Source organism: Paenibacillus sp. J31R109, from assembly GCF_059692055.1.
The window spans coordinates 30,976-50,694 of record NZ_JCAUAR010000003.1 but is presented as its reverse complement, the minus strand read 5'-3'; the positions used below and the strand labels follow the sequence as shown (position 1 = coordinate 50,694).

At 44.7% G+C, this 19,719-nt stretch carries 18 protein-coding genes and 1 riboswitch; of the genes, 14 read left to right on the top strand and 4 right to left on the bottom strand.

What is annotated here, in order from left to right; translation table 11 throughout:
* The first annotated feature begins 63 nt into the window (after positions 1 to 63).
* The 7 genes from AC58QT_RS10465 to AC58QT_RS10435 all read left to right on the top strand — a co-directional run bounded on the left by AC58QT_RS10465 (position 64) and on the right by AC58QT_RS10435 (position 7,361).
* Positions 64 to 1,017: a carbohydrate ABC transporter permease gene (locus AC58QT_RS10465; RefSeq protein WP_497408911.1), complete on the top strand. Its 954-nt coding sequence runs from the start codon at positions 64 to 66 to the stop codon at positions 1,015 to 1,017.
* The gene (locus AC58QT_RS10460) at positions 1,007 to 1,849 is read left to right on the top strand and encodes a carbohydrate ABC transporter permease (RefSeq protein ID WP_497408910.1); all 843 of its coding nucleotides are present in this window, start codon (positions 1,007 to 1,009) and stop codon (positions 1,847 to 1,849) included. The genes AC58QT_RS10465 and AC58QT_RS10460 overlap by 11 nt, the downstream gene beginning before the upstream one ends.
* 30 nt (positions 1,850 to 1,879) lie before the next feature.
* On the top strand, positions 1,880 to 3,265 hold the full coding sequence (locus AC58QT_RS10455; protein WP_497408909.1) for an FAD-dependent oxidoreductase: 1,386 nt from the start codon (positions 1,880 to 1,882) through the stop codon (positions 3,263 to 3,265).
* Between the two features lie 191 nt (positions 3,266 to 3,456).
* Positions 3,457 to 4,407, top strand: a complete 951-nt coding sequence (locus tag AC58QT_RS10450) for an ABC transporter permease (RefSeq protein ID WP_497408908.1) — start codon at positions 3,457 to 3,459, stop codon at positions 4,405 to 4,407.
* Between the two features lie 10 nt (positions 4,408 to 4,417).
* Positions 4,418 to 5,287, top strand: coding sequence for a carbohydrate ABC transporter permease (locus AC58QT_RS10445; RefSeq protein ID WP_497408907.1), 870 nt, complete (start codon positions 4,418 to 4,420; stop codon positions 5,285 to 5,287).
* 66 nt (positions 5,288 to 5,353) lie between these two features.
* Complete coding sequence (locus tag AC58QT_RS10440) at positions 5,354 to 6,913, top strand: extracellular solute-binding protein (RefSeq protein ID WP_497408906.1); 1,560 nt, start codon at positions 5,354 to 5,356, stop codon at positions 6,911 to 6,913.
* A gap of 76 nt (positions 6,914 to 6,989) precedes the next feature.
* A complete protein-coding gene (locus AC58QT_RS10435) occupies positions 6,990 to 7,361 on the top strand; it encodes a GNAT family N-acetyltransferase (RefSeq protein WP_497408905.1) in 372 nt (123 codons plus the stop codon).
* Between the two features lie 208 nt (positions 7,362 to 7,569).
* Here AC58QT_RS10435 and AC58QT_RS10430 read toward each other — a convergent pair whose 3' ends face one another.
* From AC58QT_RS10430 to AC58QT_RS10420, 3 genes are all read right to left on the bottom strand, one after another.
* Positions 7,570 to 8,130 carry a general stress protein gene (locus tag AC58QT_RS10430; protein WP_497408904.1) on the bottom strand — a complete coding sequence of 187 codons (561 nt, stop codon included), beginning with the start codon at positions 8,128 to 8,130 and terminating at the stop codon, positions 7,570 to 7,572.
* A gap of 134 nt (positions 8,131 to 8,264) precedes the next feature.
* On the bottom strand, positions 8,265 to 9,926 hold the full coding sequence (locus tag AC58QT_RS10425) for a histidine kinase N-terminal 7TM domain-containing diguanylate cyclase (RefSeq protein ID WP_497408903.1): 1,662 nt from the start codon (positions 9,924 to 9,926) through the stop codon (positions 8,265 to 8,267).
* A 40-nt stretch (positions 9,927 to 9,966) separates the two neighbouring features.
* Positions 9,967 to 10,872, bottom strand: coding sequence for a LysR family transcriptional regulator (locus tag AC58QT_RS10420; RefSeq protein ID WP_497408902.1), 906 nt, complete (start codon positions 10,870 to 10,872; stop codon positions 9,967 to 9,969).
* A 154-nt stretch (positions 10,873 to 11,026) separates the two neighbouring features.
* Here AC58QT_RS10420 and AC58QT_RS10415 point away from each other — a divergent pair, with 154 nt between their 5' ends.
* Genes AC58QT_RS10415 through AC58QT_RS10395 form a run of 5 tightly spaced genes read left to right on the top strand, consistent with a single transcriptional unit; the run spans position 11,027 to position 15,989 of the window.
* Positions 11,027 to 12,223, top strand: coding sequence for an acetyl-CoA C-acetyltransferase (locus AC58QT_RS10415; RefSeq protein ID WP_497408901.1), 1,197 nt, complete (start codon positions 11,027 to 11,029; stop codon positions 12,221 to 12,223).
* A gap of 14 nt (positions 12,224 to 12,237) precedes the next feature.
* Positions 12,238 to 12,933, top strand: coding sequence for a CoA transferase subunit A (locus AC58QT_RS10410; RefSeq protein WP_497408900.1), 696 nt, complete (start codon positions 12,238 to 12,240; stop codon positions 12,931 to 12,933).
* A 20-nt stretch (positions 12,934 to 12,953) separates the two neighbouring features.
* Positions 12,954 to 13,622, top strand: a complete 669-nt coding sequence (locus AC58QT_RS10405) for a 3-oxoacid CoA-transferase subunit B (protein WP_497408899.1) — start codon at positions 12,954 to 12,956, stop codon at positions 13,620 to 13,622.
* 15 nt (positions 13,623 to 13,637) lie between these two features.
* Complete coding sequence (locus AC58QT_RS10400) at positions 13,638 to 14,414, top strand: 3-hydroxybutyrate dehydrogenase (RefSeq protein ID WP_497408898.1); 777 nt, start codon at positions 13,638 to 13,640, stop codon at positions 14,412 to 14,414.
* A 33-nt stretch (positions 14,415 to 14,447) separates the two neighbouring features.
* Positions 14,448 to 15,989 (top strand): tannase/feruloyl esterase family alpha/beta hydrolase, encoded by a 1,542-nt coding sequence (locus AC58QT_RS10395; protein ID WP_497408897.1) that lies wholly within the window; start codon positions 14,448 to 14,450, stop codon positions 15,987 to 15,989.
* 52 nt (positions 15,990 to 16,041) lie between these two features.
* On the opposite strand, the gene AC58QT_RS10390 is transcribed toward AC58QT_RS10395, so the two are convergent.
* A complete protein-coding gene (locus AC58QT_RS10390; RefSeq protein WP_497408896.1) occupies positions 16,042 to 16,524 on the bottom strand; it encodes a hypothetical protein in 483 nt (160 codons plus the stop codon).
* Positions 16,525 to 16,912: 388 nt separating this feature from the next.
* Positions 16,913 to 17,082, top strand: a riboswitch (cyclic di-AMP (ydaO/yuaA leader).
* 114 nt (positions 17,083 to 17,196) lie between these two features.
* Here AC58QT_RS10390 and AC58QT_RS10385 point away from each other — a divergent pair.
* Complete coding sequence (locus AC58QT_RS10385; protein ID WP_497408895.1) at positions 17,197 to 17,661, top strand: hypothetical protein; 465 nt, start codon at positions 17,197 to 17,199, stop codon at positions 17,659 to 17,661.
* Between the two features lie 10 nt (positions 17,662 to 17,671).
* Positions 17,672 to 19,708: a potassium-transporting ATPase subunit KdpB gene (gene kdpB / locus AC58QT_RS10380; RefSeq protein WP_497408894.1), complete on the top strand. Its 2,037-nt coding sequence runs from the start codon at positions 17,672 to 17,674 to the stop codon at positions 19,706 to 19,708.
* Positions 19,709 to 19,719 lie beyond the last annotated feature (11 nt).

Sequence of the window (19,719 nt, the reverse complement as noted above, 5' to 3'; positions counted from 1 at the left end):
GGTAGATGACGAGGCCAAGCGGAAACTGCTTGGCCTCTCGTCTACAAAGGAGTGGAGACAACTTTGAAAACCTATCGAACGACGACCTTAGAGACACCAACTGGGATAGCCGTCAAAACTAGAAAAGGCAGCTACAGCAGGCTTAAACGCCGGAACGCCATTTACGGTTATCTGTTTATATCTCCTATGATGCTGGGTTTCTTGATCTTCATGGCAGGTCCTATCATTAGTGCATTATGGCTCAGTTTCACAGATTACTCCTTGTTGCACGCTACCTCTTTCGTTGGTGGCGACAATTATCGAACCATTTTGACCAACGACCCGATGTTCTGGACGTCAATTAAAAATACGCTGTATTTCTCGGCAGGTTTGATTCCACTCAATCTCGCGCTGTCTTTAGCTTTAGCCCTTTTACTTTCGACTAAAATCCCTGGCGTGGGCTTGTTTCGTACCGCGATATTCACGCCGGTGGTCACATCCATTATCGTATGGGCCATTGTATGGAAGTATGTATTCGCGACGGATGCCGGTCTTGTGAACCAATTATTGAAAATCTTCGGCGTTACAGGTCCTGCTTGGCTGTATAATACAACATTGGTCATGCCGGTCGTTATCCTCGTCTCCGTGCTGAAAAAGGTTGGGATGAACATGGTTATTTTCCTAGCTGCACTGCAGGATGTGCCGAAGATGTATTACGAAGCGGCAACCATTGACGGTGCATCGAAGTGGAAGCAGTTTACCAAAATTACAATCCCGATGATTTCTCCGTCCATATTTTTGACTCTCGTCATTACCTTGATCGGATCGCTCAAAGTGTTCTCGCAAATCGTCGTCATGACGGATGGAGGACCTGGCACCAGCACGAACGTACTTGTCTATTATATCTACAAGCTGGCATTCAAAACGTATGACTTGGGCTATGCTTCGGCTGTTGCATTTATTCTGTTTTTTCTCGTACTGCTGCTCACCATGATTCAGTGGAATTTAAGAAAAAGGTGGGTACATCATGAGCAATAAGGCATTGCGATTACTAAGAAACGTCATTACTTATCTGCTGTTAACTATTGTCTCGTTAATCATCATTGGCCCGTTTCTGTGGATGCTGACGACATCTCTAAAGGACCAGAACAAAATCTTTCTGTTTCCGCCGCAATGGTTTCCGAATCCCATCGTGTGGTCGAACTATTCACACGTATTTACGACGCAGCCGCATTTTCTGCTGCACTATGCGAATTCTGTGTACATCGCGATCCTCGTCACGATCGGTACGTGCCTCGTCGGTGCGCTGGCCGGATTTTCGTTTGCGAAGCTTCATTATCCATTTAAAAATGTGTTTTTTCTCATTCTGCTCAGCGGGATGATGATTCCGAATGAAGTCACGATTATCCCGAATTTCATCTGGTTTTCCAAGCTGGGACTCGTCAACAATCATTTCCCGCTCATCATTCCGCCGATTCTCGGTGCGGGCGGCATCTTCGGCGTGTTCTTGCTGCGCCAGTTCTACATTACAATTCCGAAGGAACTTGACGAAGCTGCCGAAATCGACGGCAGTACGCCGTGGCAGACGTTTTGGCGCATCATGGTACCGATGGCGACGCCAGCTTTTGCCACGCTTGCGATCTTTACATTCCTCAACAGCTGGGAGGATTTTCTGGATCCTTTAATTTATTTAAGCTCGGATCGGTTGTTTACTCTGCCGATTGCAATGAAGCTTTTCACCGATATGGCAGGTACGGATTGGCATCTATTAATGGCGGCCTCTGTCATGGCGACAGTTCCGCTGCTCCTCGTGTTTTTCTTCGCACAAAAGAAATTCATCGAGGGTGTGGCAACAACAGGTTTGAAATAAGAGGCGTGTATATAGAGGGGGGATTCAGGCATGACAACCAATCATTTTGAAGTCGTGGTCGTAGGCGGAGGCATTGCCGGCACCGTTGCGGCTATTGCTTCGGCAAGGTGCGGAGCAAAGACATTGCTTGTCGAACAGTATGGCTTTCTTGGCGGGATGTTAACCGCTGCAGGTGTTGGACCGATGATGACTTTTCATTCAGGAAGCACACAAGTGGTACAAGGTCTTACTGGTGAACTGATTGACAGGCTGAAGGCGAGAGGTAAATCACCTGGTCATATCGAGGATACGACGGGGTATACGTATACGGTCACGCCATTCGACGCAGAAGGCATGAAACATGAACTGGACGTCATGTTTACAGAGGCTGGCGGTCGATTGTTGTACCATACAATGCTCGCGGAAGCAGCAGTAGCGGACGGTAAGATCCAATCCCTTAAGGTGGTCAATAAAGCGGGGATTACCGAGATTTTCGGTAAAGTGTTTGTTGATGCTTCCGGTGACGCCGACCTCTCGGCGTGGGCTGGCGTGGAGTTCAATAAAGGCAGGGAGACAGACGGGGCAACTCAACCGATGACGATGAATATGAAAGTTCGGGGGGTTGATATCGCCCGTGTGAAGGCATATATCCGAGCGCACCCAGAGGAGTTCCCAAGACTTGTGACCGAAGAGGACAGGGAGCGAATTCTGACGGCAGATCGACTGTCCATCGGCGGCTTCGTAAGTGCGATGAAGAAAGCGATGGAAAGCGGGGAGTTAACTGGCGTTCGCGATGATCTATTGTTCTTCGAGACGAATAATCCAGGCGAGGTCATCGTGAACACCTCTCGGATTTCGGGGTACGACAGTACGGATCCATGGAGTCTAAGTGAAGCGGAAGTCGTAGGCAGAAGACATGTGAGAGAACTGGAAACATTTTTGAAAAATAAAATCGTCGGATTTGAACATGCGATCGTCGTATCATCCGGACCTTCGGTCGGCGTTCGCAGCTCGAGACAGATTAAAGGCTTGTACACCCTTACGCTAGACGATTTGGTTGAATGCCGCACATTCGATGATGTCATCGCGCATGGGGGTTATCCAATCGATATTCATCCCCCGAAAGGCGAGCAGGAGGAACATTTTAAGAAAAGAAACCAGGAGATTAAGCATCTGAAATCGGGAGAAACGTATAGCATTCCTTATCGCAGTCTAATTAACGATAAAGTTCGTAACCTTATTACCGTGGGCAGATGTATTTCTACGACGTTTGAGGCGCAGGGAGGTATCCGCGTAACGCCAATCGCAGGTGCCATCGGACATGGCGGCGGCGTGGCGGCCGCGCTTGCGGCACTTAGCAATAAGCCGACCAACGAAATTTCTATTCAAGAGCTCCATGCTGAGCTCAAGAAGCAAGGCGCATATCTAGAAATTTAAAACTAAATAGTGGATCGTATAGATAGCCCTGCTGGTTCTTTCAGCAGGGCTATTTGATATATAGGGGCGACAACATCGTGGAATAGTGTAAAAAAACGATTGATCATTCATATAACTCAACAAGCTGCGACAGTAAAATAGAACCATACAGAAGAGGTTATAGATTGTCGGATAGGAAAGGAAGAGACATCATGGCAGTTATATTAGAAAACCAGTCGCTGACGAAAGTCATTGATAAAAGAAGCGAGCGTAGGCGGCATTTCTCGAAGCACAAATGGCTGTATTTGTTTTTGATTCCGGGATGTTTGTATCTGTTGATATTCAAGTATATTCCGATTTTTGGCGTTGTTATTGCGTTTAAGGACTTTAGTTTAGTAAGGGGGATTTGGGCAAGTGAGTGGGTAGGATTGGATAACTTTCAATACTTATTTCAGTCCAAAGATTTCTATGTGGTACTTCGAAACACACTCATTTTAAGCTTTTATCAGTTGCTCTGGGGGTTCCCTGCACCTATCATTTTGGCGATCATGCTCAATGAAGTTAGACATATGGCTTTTAAACGTGTATCCCAAACCATTTTGTATTTACCGCATTTCATCTCTTGGGTTGTATTGGCAGGGATGATCATCAATTTCTTATCACCGTCTACTGGGGCAGTTAATTCAATCATTTCTTCCTTTGGCTATAAGCCGATTCCGTTTTTACTTGAACCCAGTTACTTTCGGACGATTCTCGTTTCAGCCGAAGTATGGAAAGGAATGGGTTGGGGAACTATCATATATTTAGCTGCCATGACCGGTATTGACTCTTCCCTTTATGAAGCAGCCAAAATGGATGGTGCAAGCAGAGTTAAACAGATTCTCCACATCACGATTCCAGGTATTCTCCCGACAATCGTGATTCTCATCGTCTTGCAATTGGGACATATTCTCGATAATGGTTTCGAGCAGGTATTCCTACTCTATAACCCTTCAACCTATGAAGTGGCTGATGTCCTTGAAACCTACACGTATCGGATCGGTTTAATCGATGGACGGTTATCCTTTTCAGCAGCAGTCGGGTTGTTTAAAGCTTTTGTAGGTTTTGTGTTGGTTCTTGGAGCGAATCGGGTCGCAAAACTGTTCGGTCATAATATTTGGTAGGAGAATCAAAATGACAAAAAAAATAGATGGTTTCGATTGTATCAATTACACACTGCTCACCCTGATAACGCTTGCAATGCTGTATCCATTCGTTAACGTGGCTAGCGTTTCATTTAGTTCTTATGATGCTTTTATCAACCATCCTTTGATGATTTGGCCGCATGATATCAACTTCGCCTCTTATAAAGAAATCTTATCTCGTCCCGTACTTTGGAGCAGCTATCTCAATACGATTACGATCACAATCATTGGGGTATTCGGAAGTTTAGTTCTTTATGTGCTTATGGCTTATCCTTTGTCCAAAAAGTTTCTAAAAGGACGGAGCTTCATCCTTGTCGCCATTGTGTTTACAATGCTATTCAATGGAGGCATCATTCCCAATTATTACTTAATGAGGTCATTAGGACTCCTAGATACATTAGCCGCGCTGATTCTTCCTTCATTATTCACGGGCTTTAATCTCATCCTGATGAAGAGCTTCATTGAATCTTTACCTGACGAGCTGGAGGAAGCAGCAAGTATTGACGGTGCGTCTTATCCCTATATCTTGCTGCGAATTATCGTACCACTCTCCAAGCCGATTCTTGCAACATTAGCCCTATTCGGAGCTGTGGGCTACTGGAATAACTTTTTCAACGCGATTCTGTATATTCAGTCGGAAGCCAAGTGGCCACTGATGCTGTATCTGAGGGAAGTTATTGAAGCTGCAAGTACGATGGCCCTGAATGCCAATGCTGCTGAGCTAAGTGCTAATGCGGTAACTTCGGAAACCCTCCAGTACGCTACATTGATGATTGTTATGGTTCCCATTCTGCTTGTCTATCCATTTCTGCAAAAATATTTTGTCAAAGGCATGCTGCTTGGCTCGGTAAAAGGATGAGGTGACACTGGGAATTTTCCTGTTGATCATATACAATACCAATTAATCTACCTAGGAGATGAAACCATGAAAAGTTCAAAAAAAGGGGTACTCACTAGTTTGTTGAGCGTTACGACGATCAGCTTGCTTGTTGCGGGTTGCGGAAACAGTACAGACACTGCAAAAAACTCGGATGACGCCGTCAAAAAAGCAAGCGAGCCAGTCTCACTCAAAATTATGGCGAATTATGATTCGCCTACCTTGACTGAAGCTGATCAAAAATTCATTAAAACGTTGGAAGAGAAAAATAATGTAAAGATTCAATTCGATATTCCACCGATGAGCGGCTATGCAGAGAAACTACAGCTGATGCTGGCTTCCGGCTCGTATCCTGATATCGTTTTCTTTCCTGATACGAAGGATGTTGCCTTCCAAAATGCCGTGAGAGATGGCTTACTTTTACCTGTGAACGATTATATAAATAAGCTGCCTGAGCTTAAACAATATACGTACCAGTCGGAATGGGATTCGCTAAAAGTGAAAAATGACGACAAAATCTATGGCATTCCAAGAACGTCTATTCTTCGCAATGATGGTTATTGGGTCAGAAAAGATTGGCTGCAGAATGTTGGCATTACATTGCCTGGGGATGGGCTTGTAACCAAAGAGCAATTCGCAGATATTCTAGGAAAGTTTACTTTTAATGACCCTGACAAAAATGGTAAAAACGACACATACGGATATGCTGGCGCTGTGAATCCGCAGTCTAAAGTGTTTGATCCTATTCTTTCAGGAGCTTTTGGTGTGCTTGGTTGGCAGGAAGCAAACAGCGGAACTTATACATACATGGATGCCAAGTATGACACCAGTAAGACTAGTTATAAAGATGCGTTGGCGTTCACGGCTAAGCTGTATAAGGAAGGCGTATTCGATCCCGATTCAGCAACCAATGATGAAACGAAACGCAGAGAACGCTTCTGGCGTGGGATGACTGGTGTGTACCCAGGATTTGCTGCCCATTATACGTATCATTTGCCTGAGATCCAAAAGCAAACGCCTAGTGCAGATCTTACTTATATCTGGGTAAAAGGGGAAGATGGTAAAGCAAGCTTCAACACAGGTTCGGTTAATTCGACTGGCATATGGGGCTTTTGGGGTATTACCAAAACAGCAAAAAATCCAGAAAAAGCAGCAGCACTCCTGAATTCATGGTTAACAGATAGCATGTGGGAAACGGTTAAGAACGGATATGAAGGTAACGACTATACGATAAAAGACGGTCAAAAAGTAGCGCCAGCAACACTGCCAACGGATTATGTTCGTAAGAATTCCATGCGACGCGCGAACGATTCTTCTTTCTTTATTAAAGTAGGTACACCTAAAGATGTTGTTGATAAAATCACACCATGGTTAAAAACATCGATCGACACAGTCGTAATTTCCAAAGACTTGGGCTTTCAGCCTGAAGCAGCCAGAAAACCAATCTATCAAGATTATCAAAAGACGTGGGATCAAACGATTATGAAAATCATTATGGGGAAGGAAACTGTCGACAAATTTACAGAGCTACAAACAGGCTGGTATAAAAATGGTGGGGATGAGTATGCGAAGCAAATGAACGATTATATCACTAGCCTGAAAAAGTAATCACTGAGTGGTTTCACCGACTCTCCTAAAGGGTAATAAATGGAAGCAAGCATTCATCCTTCAGGAGGTGTTTCCTATGGAAGCTAACAACACGTTTCACGAAACGGAGGAGGAAATTGTCCTCCAAAAACAAGGGAACGCCTACATCCTCAGCACGCTGTCTGGTACGGTTGGTGAGATTACTTTCAGGCTGGTCGAAGCTGGAACTTGGGTCATTGATCATACTTACGTGGATCCGCGTTATCGTGGTCGTCAACTAGGTAAACAATTGTTGGACATGGTCGTCAGCGAAGCCCGTGACAAAGGGCGTAAAATCATCCCTTCCTGTGCCTTTGCGTTGGAAGAATTCAAGAAAGACTCCACGTATGCCGATGTGTGGGAAAGAGGTAAATCAACGAGCGATTTCTCAGACCATCATAGCTCAGGCAGCGCCATCATGGGGCGATAGGGATTAATAACAATCAGGCTAGCGTCCGACAGGATGCTGGCCTGATTGTATGTTATATGACCTCAGTAAGATTCACCAAGTATGGCAAGTTGCATGCCAAAGCAAAAAGCCGCCTGCGTATCCCTCAAGATAAGCAGGTGGCTTCGTTATACTGTCGGCATGCCATGCTATGAGCATTTCATACACCAGCACTACGACCATAACGACTCTACAAGTTACTGCGATAGCGGTCTTTGACGGCGCCTGTGTCGCTTACGTAACTATAGTCCGGGCTGTACTTATGCGCATTGAGCGAATTGTGGTCGCGGAAAATCCGATAAGCCAGATTGGCGCGGTCGCCATCGTTGTCAACGAGGACGAGTACTTTGCCGTTTTGCACAAATTCGTTATAATACATCGCATCCTTCTCGGGGATACCGAGTCCGATCAAGCCGCCGACCAGTCCGCCTGCACTTGCCCCGACAGCTGCACCTGTTAAGACCGTTACAATTGGGCCTGCTGCAAGAATAGGGCCTAGCCCGGGAATTGCCAATGCGCCGATACTCACGAGCAGACCTGTCACCCCGCCTAACACGCCGCCTGTCGCTGCACCTGTTGCAAGGCCTTCTTCCGCTTTGGTCTCGGTCGCTTCTTCGATGTGGTCCAAATTATCGCGGTTGCGGCCCACTACAGAGAGTTCGTCCGATTGATATCCCTCTGCTTTCAATTGGTTAATGACGCGAATCGCTTCTTCTTCCGTGTTGAACACGCCGATAATATGTTTGCTCATGGTAATCCCTCCTGGGTAGTTGAGTGTTAGCAAGCCGCCTTGACGACTATGGCATACAGCTACTTACCCCAAATACCAATCTATTAAACAATTAATAATAGAATAGGCAGCCATTAGCGGTTAGCAAAGGAGCATTATTTTGCGATGCTGACAATCCGATTACGGCCATCTTCTTTTGCCATATATAAGGCTTTATCCACAGCTTCAAGCAATTCGTTTAAATACGTACTGGGATTTCTTGTATGTTCTAAGGTGAAATTATGAATAGATAGTAGACCAATACTTATCGTGATGGATAAGGAATAAGGTATTTTCTTCGCTATCAACTTATTAGATTCAACTGTGGTTTTGACACGTTCAGCTAAGGATTTTGCCTGTGCTTGGCTTGTTTGCGGTAAAAAAATGAAAAATTCCTCCCCGCCATAACGCGCAAAAATGTCAGTTGGCCTCAGGGTCTGTTTGATTACGTCCACAGTGCTTTGTATCATTTGATCACCGACTACATGTCCATAATTGTCATTGATTAACTTAAAATAGTCGATATCTAATAAAATGACCGCAAACGGCATTTGATACTTTATATGATGTAACACTTCGTCCTCTAACTTTTGTGTCAGATAGAGGCGGTTATAAATACCTGTCAAACCATCGGTTATGGCCATGTGCTCGAGTTTCTGATTGGTTTGAGACAGTTCATCTTGTATTTTTATTAACGATCGATTACGTTCTTGTAGGATTTCGTTCTGAAGGTTTGTTGCTTCCATGAGGCGATGAAGTTCACTCACATCTTGAAATGTGATGATTCGTCCAACCCTTGTACGGTTAACCGTGATAGGTGCGGTTTGCATGTTGATATGGCGGCCATCAGCGAATTTCATTTCGATTGCAGATCTCTCCATAGGAAAATTGAGGTACGTTTGGAGGAATGAATCTATATGTCTGCTTGACTGTCCCTTGGTGAGAATGTTAGCGATATCAAAACGGATACCTATGGGCAAGTCGAGATGAGGTAATAGAGAGCGATTTATTTCTACAACGATGTCATTATCATCGAGTACCAGAATGCCATAATCGATGGTATCAATAATATCTTGATGGGCGATGTTCACAATATCAAATACTTTATCGCGATGAATGGCAATGACAAAGAAAATAGCAGAAAGTAGAACACCAAATGAGGTCAATCCTGGAATGACGGGTAGAAAGGAATATAGGACAACGTTTAAGATGACATCTAATAATATAAATAGGGTCATTACGATAATACCTTTTAGCACTTGCTTAACTTGCGTCTTGATACGAGGTGCCTTGTCGGATAGTAATACGCGACTCATAATCGATAGCGAAACGATAATATAGCCAATCAAGATCGTAATGATACACCAAAAAAGCGGTCCATAATACCTATGGATGTAACTTCCTTGCAAGGGTAGAACGAATTTGCCATTAGGATTCATTATCACGCAGGTTGCTGCTAGGAGAGCTGGAACATAAAGCAGTAATGATATTTTCGTTCTCAGAAATCGTGACTGTCCGGTGAGGAAAAGTGTAAAGAGAAGCCAACCAACGGCAAGCAGACACGTGTCAACAAAGGATAGTTTTAGATAAATGAGTTGAACGTTAGGAGCATCCACCATTTTAATAGCAAACTGGCAGAGTGGCCAAAGCATCATTGAAAAATGGAAGGTTAAATAAACTTTATGCAAGCTAGTGATGGTAACGGACACGAATACATATACGAATAAAACAAATAAAACGAAAAATAAGATAATATCCATCCATGCAAAAAAATTCATTTTACACCCTCTAAGTAATCATAGTCATTATTAGTCTGGGTCAAAAGTCCTTCCTTATTTTACTAATATATAACTGATCCTTCATAAATTCAATCCACACTCTTGCTGCATGTGAAAGATAATGGTGTTTGCTCCATATTAAGGCTAAATCCCAGTTAATTTGGGGAAAGGTCTTAGGAAGCACGGTGACAGTCCGGGTATTCATTCTTCCAACAACAGTATCAGGCAGCAGAGCGATGCCTAACCCGGCACCTACCATTTCACTAATTAAATCCCATTGTGAGCTTTCAAAAGATATGATGGGTTCAAATCCTTCCTGAATACAAGCCTCACGTACCCGATCGTGGAGTGAGAAGCCCTCCTTGAATAAAATAAATGATTCATTCCGCAACTCCGACAATTGAACGGTTTGTTTTTCAGCGATAGGATGATTCGAGTTCACAATTAACGATAGGTGACGCTCGACAAGTGGAAGAAAATCAAAATGCTGTTCATCTATAGGAAGCACGACCACGCCTAAATCGATCTTGGCCTCTCGTAACAATTGTTCTACGATTTTCCCACCCTCTTCAATCAGTTGAATATGAACACCGGGGTAGAGGGCGCGAAATTGCGCAATAATCTCTGGAAAGAAACTGACCCCAATTACCGGAGGAAGTCCTAAAGATAATTTCCCCTTCTTTAGAAGCTTTCCATCATTCAGGGATACCTGAAGATCATCGGCCATGGACAGCGTTAAAAGGGCAAATTTCAGAAAAATGTCTCCATCAGCGGTTAATTGAATATGTCTCGTTGAACGGTTGAGCAAGATAACGCCAAGCTCGTCTTCAAGGTTCTTCATGATCTTACTTAAGGTAGGCTGTGAAATGTGCAAAATGTGAGCCGCTTTTGAAAAACTTTCCTGTCGAACTACTTCAATAAAATAGCTTAAATGCTGAAAATTCATCCCGAATTCCCCACTTCCATTTATTCGAATATGGAATAAATAGTATTCATTATTGTCATTTTACTCATAAATAGTTGTGCTGTACACTTTTATGTAAACGCTCCATTTTTCAATGGAGGATAGAGAACTTGTAGTCAAGGAGATGAAATCTCATATGCATGAAACGGAGGTTGCCATCGTAAGTGCAGCCCGAACACCGATTGGCAAATGGCAGGGGATATTTAAAGACATATCCGCTGTTCAGCTTGGAGCAACAGCTATTCAGGCAGCCATCCAACGTGCGAATATCGATCATCGTTTGGTGCAAGAAATCGTGATGGGCAATGTCCTGCAAGCGGGTCTAGGTCAGAATCCGGCAAGGCAGGCGTCTCTTCTAGCAGGTTTGTCCACAGAAGTACCCGCAACAACCATCAATCAGGTATGCGGCTCCGGACTTAAGGCGCTTCAAGTGGGCTATCTCTCCATCCGGAGCGGGGAGAACGATATTGTGGTAGCTGGCGGGATGGAGAATATGAGTCAAGCGCCATATTTGCTCCAGGGGGCGAGGACTGGTTTCGGTATGGGTGACCAAGTGCTGGTGGATGGTTTGCTAAAAGATGGCTTATGGTGCGCCCACAATGATTATCATATGGGAATAACCGCAGAAAATCTGTGCACGCGATACGATTTGGTTCGAGAAGAACTGGATAGGTACGCCTTGGGGAGTCAAAGAAAAGCTGCATCGGCTGCAGCTGAGGGAAGGTTCAAAGCGGAGATTGTGCCTGTACACGTTCCAGGACGAAAAGGAAGCACGATCCGCGCGGATCAGGATGAATACTTGCGACCTGACACAAACATGGAAGCATTATCGCAGCTTCGCCCGGCATTTCACAAAGATGGTATGGTTACCGCGGGCAACTCTTCCGGCATTAATGACGGAGCAGCGGCATTCGTTTTGATGAGCCATGCGAAAGCACAATCCCTTGGGATTCGGCCAATGGCTCTTATTCGTTCAAGCTCAGTAGTAGGCGTAGACCCTGCCTATATGGGAATTGGTCCTATTCCAGCTACTGAGCAAGCCTTGAGAAAAGCTGGATTGACGATACAAGATATAGACTTAGTAGAAGCGAATGAGGCATTCGCTGCACAATCACTCGTCTTTTCGAAACATTTTGATTTGGATGATCATACACTTAATGTTAACGGCGGTGCGATTGCACTAGGACATCCGATTGGTGCCAGCGGTGCAAGAATTATGGTGACACTTCTCTATGAGATGATGCGGAGGGAATCCCAGTACGGACTAGCTACGCTATGTATCGGCGGTGGACAGGGCATTTCCGTTATTGTGGAGCGCTATTTGCATGGTTAGGAGGATACGTTGACATGAAAAGTATAGTCACATCGTTTGATGAAGCGGTTGCGGAAATTAAAGATGGTTCCACGCTCATGGTTGGGGGGTTCGGACTGGTAGGCATTCCCGAAAATTTGATAATGGCACTCGCAAGAAGCGGAATACGGGATTTAACGGTCATTTCCAACAACTGTGGTGTCGATGACTGGGGACTGGGTTTGCTGCTTCATAATAAGCAGATCAAGAAGATTATCGCTTCTTATGTCGGAGAGAATAAAGAATTTGAACACCAGCTCCTCACGGGGGAAATTGAAGTAGAACTTCTGCCGCAGGGAACACTTGCAGAGAAAATAAGAGCAGGAGGCGCTGGAATCCCTGCCTTTTATACCCCGGCAGGCGTTGGAACTGATCTTGAAGCACATCGAGAAACTCGTGTGTTCAATGGAAAAACCTTTGTGATGGAAGAAGCATTAACAGCTGATTTCAGCCTTATTCGAGCAGCCGTTGCCGATAAGATGGGGAATTTGATATACAACAAAACAGCACGGAATTTCAACCCGCTAATGGCTGCGGCAGGGCGCAAAACGATCGTGGAGACAGAGCAATTAGTTGAAGCAGGGCAGCTTGATCCCGCAAATATTCATACGCCGGGTATCTACGTGCAATCACTAATCGTCGGTCAACAACAGAAGAGAATTGAGAAAATAACCATCAGCAATGAGCTGTAATGCATATATGGCAGGGGAGGATGACGATGAAAGCTTGGTCCGTTCGTGAAAGAATTGCCATCCGCACTGAGAAGGAGATTGAAAGCGGATTCTATGTCAATCTTGGCATCGGTATTCCTACATTGGTAGCCAACTTTATCCCAAGCAGTAAGCAAGTGATGCTTCAATCTGAGAACGGGCTACTCGGAATAGGCCCTTATCCGAAGCAAAATCAAATTGATCCGGATTTAATCAATGCCGGGAAAGAAACAATAACGGCCATTGCGGGAGCCGCTTATTTCGATAGCTCCGATTCATTTGCCATGATTAGAGGCGGGCACATTGATCTGGCCATTCTCGGTGGAATGGAAGTGTCGGAATTCGGAGATCTTGCGAATTGGATGATTCCCGGCAAGATGATCAAAGGAATGGGCGGCGCTATGGACCTTGTTCATGGAGCAAGACGCATCGTTGTCATTATGGATCACGTGAATAAAGATGGCCAACCGAAGATATTGCGACACTGCCGTTTACCTTTGACTGGCAAAGGGGTTGTGAATCGGATTATTACAGATCGTGCGGTCATCGATGTTACCGAACAAGGACTTGTGCTGATGGAAGTTGCAGAAGGATACACGTCTGACGATATTCAAGGCATGACAGAACCGACGCTTCGTATTGCGGAAAACCTTATTTTGAACGCTTATTAAATGGGGGTGAAGTTGGTGTTGCCTAATCGAATTGTTGTGATTACAGGCTCCGCAAGGGGAATTGGATTTGAAATCGGGAAAAGATTTGCCGAGTCTGGATCGACCGTCATTTTAACAGATAAGGATAGCAGTGCTGTTGTGAAATCAGCGGAACAGTTACAGTTATTAGGGCTGGATGTCCATGGCATTCAACTGGATGTTACATCGGAAGCTGAGATCGCCGCAGCAATTCGCCACATCGAGAGGATATGGGGAACATTGGACATTCTGATTAACAACGCGGGAATGCAGTTTGTTTCTCCGATTGAAGATTTTCCGACGGAAACATTCGAACTGATGATTAAAATCATGCTCACAGCTCCCTTCATCACGACGAAGCTGGTTGTTCCCATTATGAAAAGACAACAATTCGGAAGAATTATTAACATTTCATCGATTAACGGATTGGTCGGCTTTGCTGGTAAAACGGCCTATAATAGCGCCAAGCATGGCGTAATTGGATTGACCAAAGCGGTTGCTTTAGAGACAGCTGCACACGGAATAACGGTCAATGCGCTTTGTCCTGGTTACGTAGATACGGCCTTGGTAAGGGAGCAATTACATGATGTAGCCGCTCTACATAACACTTCGCCTCAGTTAGCTTTAGAGAAGGTCATCCTACCGCTGGTTCCGCAACGCCGTCTACTAGAGATGAACGAAATCGCGGAATATGCCTTGTTTCTTGCTGGAGAGCATGCAAAGGGAATAACCGGTCAAGCCATTGTGATTGATGGAGGTTATACCGCACAGTAGCTCGAATCTTTAGGAGTAAAGGAGGTTGTATCTATGATGGAAGCTATGTTCAAAGATGCCAACATCGAAGGGTGTACGATTACATGTGTTGAAATGGTGCCTGAAGGGAATTTTACACTTCCGGACGGTGGAATTATATCTGATCTTCCTGCATTTTGCCGTGTTGCTATGCAACTGAAGCCAACTCCCATATCGAATATCCACGTAGAGGTTTGGCTGCCTCAAGAGACATGGAACGGCAAATTCCTCGGCACGGGCAATGGAGGGAGTGCTGGCGCCATCGCTTATGCTCGCCTTGCTTTCGGATTACGGCGAGGGTATGCAACGGCTAACACAGACTTAGGCACTTCCCCTCATGTCGATGCAGCCATTGGTCAACCAGAACGTTGGGCGGATTTCGGCTATCGTGCAACACATGAGATGACAGTTGTCGCGAAGGAAATCATCGCCATGTACTACAGAAGACCAGCTAGTTACGCTTACTTCGTAGGCTGTTCGACTGGCGGTCAACAAGCATTGATGGAAGCACAGCGGTATCCGGACGATTATAACGGCATCCTTGCTGGAGCTCCAGCTAACAATCGCACGCACCTGCACGCTGGATTCCTGTGGAATTATAAAGCCGTGAATCAGGTGCTTGATGGTGAATTTTTCTTAAAAGAAACCATAGATGCAATAACAAATGCGGTGATCGAGCAATGGCAGGGAAAAGATGGCGGTGCTCCTGCAGATAACTTTTTGACCGATCCAAGGAAATGCGGTTTCGATCCTGACACGATTTCAAATCGCAGCAATCTAGCTAACGACAAGGGGCTTACGAATGCCCAAGTGTTGGCACTGAAGAAGATCTATGCGGGTCCAACTAATCCGCGAACCGGAGAACAGATCTATACGCCATTTCCCTATGGGAGCGAGAATTGCTCAGGGGGGCTAGATCTTCAACAAGATCCCGAGCGCTTGCCCTCATCGCTGCTTTATATGTTTCGTTGGGTGTTCGGTGCAGAATTTGATTATAGGACATTTGATTTTGACCACGACTTGGATGTATTAAATGAAAGATTGGCTCCGCTTCTAAATGCAAATAATCCTGATTTAAGTGCGATGAAAGCACTAGGCGGGAAAATAGTGATGTACACAGGGTTGTCAGACCCACTTGTTCCGTATCAAGATGCGCTTCACTATTACGAACGGGTTATGGAAGCTCAGGGTGGATTAGCTCAAACGCAAGATTTTTTTCGGTTTTTTCTTGTCCCGGGAATGGGACACTGTGGAGGCGGTCCGGGGTTGAACGATATTGGTCTTGGCGGTGCCCAAAGTGATCAGCTAGATAGCGAACATGATATGTTAAACGCACTCGTTGCTTGGGTGGAACATGGAAACGCACCAGAGAAATTAATCGCAACGGCGTTCAAGGATAGTTTTGCTCCGAATGGGATCAGCTTTCAGAGACCTGTTTTCCCTTATCCGAAGTTTCCCGAATACGTGGGTGGAGATCCGAATTTGCCAACTAGTTATCAAGGTATTGATCATGAACGGGGTGGCGTTCTGGTACCTGCGGAACGATATCTTGTTTAACTATGGTGCCATATCACTTAAAGAAATAGAACACAAAGCCGAAATTCCTCCCTTAGAGGAACTTCGGCTTTGTGTTTTTCATTGAGATTTCCATCTGATGCTCTTCACGCACGCGCTGCATAAACACTTGAAGCTCTTCCTTGGTTTCACAAACGGCTGCATGTTCTAACCAAACAAAGAATTTCTTCTTCAGAATGGCTGAAACATGAAGGGGGTAGGTGTCACGGGATTTAATGATATATAACCCTGGAGAAACCTCATTCCAAGGTGAATTGAAAATAGTGCGAAGGGATAAGCGAGTGCGATGCTCCCAATCTTGTTTTTTCTGCTTGTTTCTAATAGATTGGTACATTCTCATAATCAGTTGATGATCGGATATTTCGGTCCATGTTGAGAATCCTGACAGGGTGGCATCTTGTGTAATTTCGGACCTTTCTTTAGAAAACCAGTAACCAACAATAATGGGAAAATGATTTTCTTCTTCAAGCCATAAGACACCAAACCATTCGTAATGCAAATCAATTGGATTTAACAAATGAGGGGCTATCCCTAAATAATAATGGGGGGAGGAAGTCATGACATTTCTCCTTTTGACTTAATCTCAAAGTCGGTTGTAAGCGAATATGTCATAATTGTAACGTTGAACCGGGTAAAAATGGGGTAAAGAATGGCTAGCAAACGTATAAAAATTGAATAAAAACAAACCTGGCGACTTTATCAAAGTCGGTTTGCCACTAGCCTAATTATTGTGAAAGTAGGCAAAAACGAAAGAAAACCGAAGCATTTCTATCGATAATGCAAATGATTTCTAATTGGACGCGCTTTCATAAGCGCTGAATGCCACAGATTGCGAAATAAGTGTCTCCAACGCATTTTACATTTATGAGCAATCGGCGTAACATTCGATTCAACAACAACAGATGTGAAGCAAAACGCTGAGTTTCCGCAAGGAAAACGGGGGAACCAACCGAAGCCGATCGGAGATAGAATCGGTTTCTCGGGGTGAATCTAAAGCAGGCATAGCTTGCCAAAGTAGGGCACTTCCAAGCCCGAATCCGACAGCTAACCTCGTAAGCGAATTGGGAGAGAACTACCTTCTTTTCGAGTCTTCCTTAGCGCGCTTATGCGACTTTGAAGCCCGAGAGTAGAGTTTCTCTGCTCTTTGGCTTCTTTTTGTTGTTCACAATTTGAGGAGAGTGAATCTATTATGTATCCCGAACCCCTGACTCTAGTAAGAGAATCCGATGAATGTACGCAAGCATGTAGAATTACCCGTATTGAATGTTTTCAATTCGATTGTGAATTATCCGATAAGCTGCAGCCCGAACATGGTGATGACTGTCATTGCGGTTTACTGACGATTTCAACGAATCTTGGAACATGCGGTTTAGGGCAATTCGTAATTCCATGTGGCAATCTAAAGGGAGATTTTGTACAATGGGCAACTGTTTTTCAGAAACTCAAAGGACTGAACCTGACAGATGGCATACAGTACGCTCATCAGAGACAAGAGGCATGGGGAGAAGTACGCACACATTTAATCAAATCAGCACTAAGTGATCTGTCCAAAAAGCTTGAACATGCATCTCGCGCATATCAGAAAGAAGATTTGAGTTTTCTAAGTGATCGCAATTATTTATTTGAGCATTCTGGGGCGTATATCTCTTTCTAGGGTGGTTTTCATGAATCAAAGATGGCAGCAATCTTTTCATTCAAAAGTGGTCATTAGAGCCATATATGATAGTGTACTGAAATTAAATCCAAGATTAATGATCAGAAATCCCGTGCTTTTCGTGTTGGAAACGGCCACTTTTGTTATTGGTTTATTGCTGCTGTTTCCGCATTATTTTCATACCGAGACACAGATCAGATATAACCTCACTGTATTTATTATTTTATTAATTACGATTTTATTTGCGAATTTGGCTGAAGCGTTGGCTGAAGGAAGAGGGAAGGCACACGCGGACAGCTTAATTAAAACCAGAAAGGAATTAAAGGCCAAGCTGCTATCGAAAGATGGCAGCATAAAGGTCGTTGCCGGAAACGAATTACGCAAAGGTGACCGTGTATTGGTTGAAATGGGTGATTTGATTCCGGGTGATGGCATGATTGTGGAAGGCATTGCAGCCATTGATGAATCTTCCGTTAATGGTGAATCGGCTTTCGTTATTAAAGAAGCGAACAGTGATAAGAATTCAGTAATTGGTGGTACCCTCGTGACCAGCGATTGGATTCAGGTGGAAATTACCGTTGACCCCGGGCATTCCTTTTTGGATCGGATGGTTCAAATGGTGGAAGGAGCGAGACGGCAGAAATCACCGAATGAAATCGCACTGACGACCCTACTTACGGTACTAACTCTCATCTTCTTAATTGTCGTCGTAACGTTGTATCCATTAGCCAAATTTGTCGGCGTACAATTGGAAGTGTCAACGTTAATTGTACTACTCGTGTGCTTGATTCCTACGACCATTGGGGGACTTCTATCCGCCATAGGCATTTCAGGGATTGACCGTGTCACGCGGATTAACATTTTGGCGAAATCAGGGAAGGCTGTTGAGGCAGCTGGTGATATTCATACTGTTATTCTAGATAAAACAGGTACGATCACCTTCGGTAACCGAATGGCAGCAGCATTCTATCCCGCAGCAGGTGTATCCTCCGAGGAGCTCATGGAAGCTGCGGTTCTTACTTCGTTGTTTGATGACACCCAGGAAGGACGGTCCATCGTGGAGCTCGCTAAGCAACATCACATGACAAGTAAGCTCAGAGCTTATAAGGGCGAAGTCATTGCTTTTACAGCAGAAGAGCGAATGAGCGGGTTAAACCTGAATGGCTGCTTTTTCCGAAAAGGGGCAGTTAGTGCCATCTGCAGTTATATCACAGTAAGGGGTGGATTTATCCCTGAGGAGATAAAGGAGCAAAGCGATTTTATTGCCAGAGAAGGCGGGACGCCTCTAGCTGTGAGCAAGGATAATCATATTCTTGGGCTTATTTACTTGAAGGATACGATTAAACCTGGCATTCGGGAACGAATGGAATCGCTGCATCAAATGGGGATTAGAACCATCATGTGTACAGGGGATAACCCGCTAACTGCCGCGACGATTGCGAATGAAGTTGGCGTTGATGCTTATTATGCTGAGAGTAAACCGGAGGATAAATTGCGGATTGTTCGTGCAGAGCAAAGCGAAGGAAAGCTCGTCGCGATGACGGGGGATGGGGTCAACGATGCTCCTGCTCTAGCTCAGGCGGACGTAGGCATTGCCATGAGCAGCGGAACACTAGTCGCTAAAGAGGCAGCCAATATGGTTGATTACGATTCGGATCCCACGAAAATTCTAGATGTGATTTCCATAGGCAAGCAGCTACTTATTACACGCGGTGCCGTGACCACATTTAGCATTGCCAATGATTTTTCTAAATACTTTGCCATTATACCTGCCATGTTTGCGAGCAATCTGCCGGAGCTGCAGGTATTTAATATTATGAATTTGCATTCTCCAACATCTGCCGTGCTTTCAGCCTTGATATTTAACGCGGTTATCATCCCTCTGTTAATTCCTGTCGCATTAAAAGGGGTTACTTACAAGCCGATGAGTGCAAACCAATTGTTAAGCCGGAATTTAACGGTATTCGGGTTAGGTGGTATTATTTTTCCCTTCATTGGGATTAAGCTCATTGATTATTTCCTGCATATGCTTGCTGAACATCTATAGAACAGGGGTAC

Excerpts from the sequence above, each read along its gene's own strand:
- AC58QT_RS10460 (WP_497408910.1), top strand. The coding sequence starts at position 1,007 with ATGAGCAATAAGGCATTGCGATTACTAAGAAACGTCATTACTTATCTG.
- AC58QT_RS10455 (WP_497408909.1), top strand. The coding sequence starts at position 1,880 with ATGACAACCAATCATTTTGAAGTCGTGGTCGTAGGCGGAGGCATTGCC.
- AC58QT_RS10450 (WP_497408908.1), top strand. The coding sequence starts at position 3,457 with ATGGCAGTTATATTAGAAAACCAGTCGCTGACGAAAGTCATTGATAAA.
- AC58QT_RS10445 (WP_497408907.1), top strand. The coding sequence starts at position 4,418 with ATGACAAAAAAAATAGATGGTTTCGATTGTATCAATTACACACTGCTC.
- AC58QT_RS10440 (WP_497408906.1), top strand. The coding sequence starts at position 5,354 with ATGAAAAGTTCAAAAAAAGGGGTACTCACTAGTTTGTTGAGCGTTACG.
- AC58QT_RS10435 (WP_497408905.1), top strand. The coding sequence starts at position 6,990 with ATGGAAGCTAACAACACGTTTCACGAAACGGAGGAGGAAATTGTCCTC.
- AC58QT_RS10430 (WP_497408904.1), bottom strand. The coding sequence starts at position 8,130 with ATGAGCAAACATATTATCGGCGTGTTCAACACGGAAGAAGAAGCGATT.
- AC58QT_RS10425 (WP_497408903.1), bottom strand. The coding sequence starts at position 9,926 with ATGAATTTTTTTGCATGGATGGATATTATCTTATTTTTCGTTTTATTT.
- AC58QT_RS10420 (WP_497408902.1), bottom strand. The coding sequence starts at position 10,872 with ATGAATTTTCAGCATTTAAGCTATTTTATTGAAGTAGTTCGACAGGAA.
- AC58QT_RS10415 (WP_497408901.1), top strand. The coding sequence starts at position 11,027 with ATGCATGAAACGGAGGTTGCCATCGTAAGTGCAGCCCGAACACCGATT.
- AC58QT_RS10410 (WP_497408900.1), top strand. The coding sequence starts at position 12,238 with ATGAAAAGTATAGTCACATCGTTTGATGAAGCGGTTGCGGAAATTAAA.
- AC58QT_RS10405 (WP_497408899.1), top strand. The coding sequence starts at position 12,954 with ATGACGATGAAAGCTTGGTCCGTTCGTGAAAGAATTGCCATCCGCACT.
- AC58QT_RS10395 (WP_497408897.1), top strand. The coding sequence starts at position 14,448 with ATGATGGAAGCTATGTTCAAAGATGCCAACATCGAAGGGTGTACGATT.
- AC58QT_RS10385 (WP_497408895.1), top strand. The coding sequence starts at position 17,197 with ATGTATCCCGAACCCCTGACTCTAGTAAGAGAATCCGATGAATGTACG.
- kdpB (WP_497408894.1), top strand. The coding sequence starts at position 17,672 with ATGAATCAAAGATGGCAGCAATCTTTTCATTCAAAAGTGGTCATTAGA.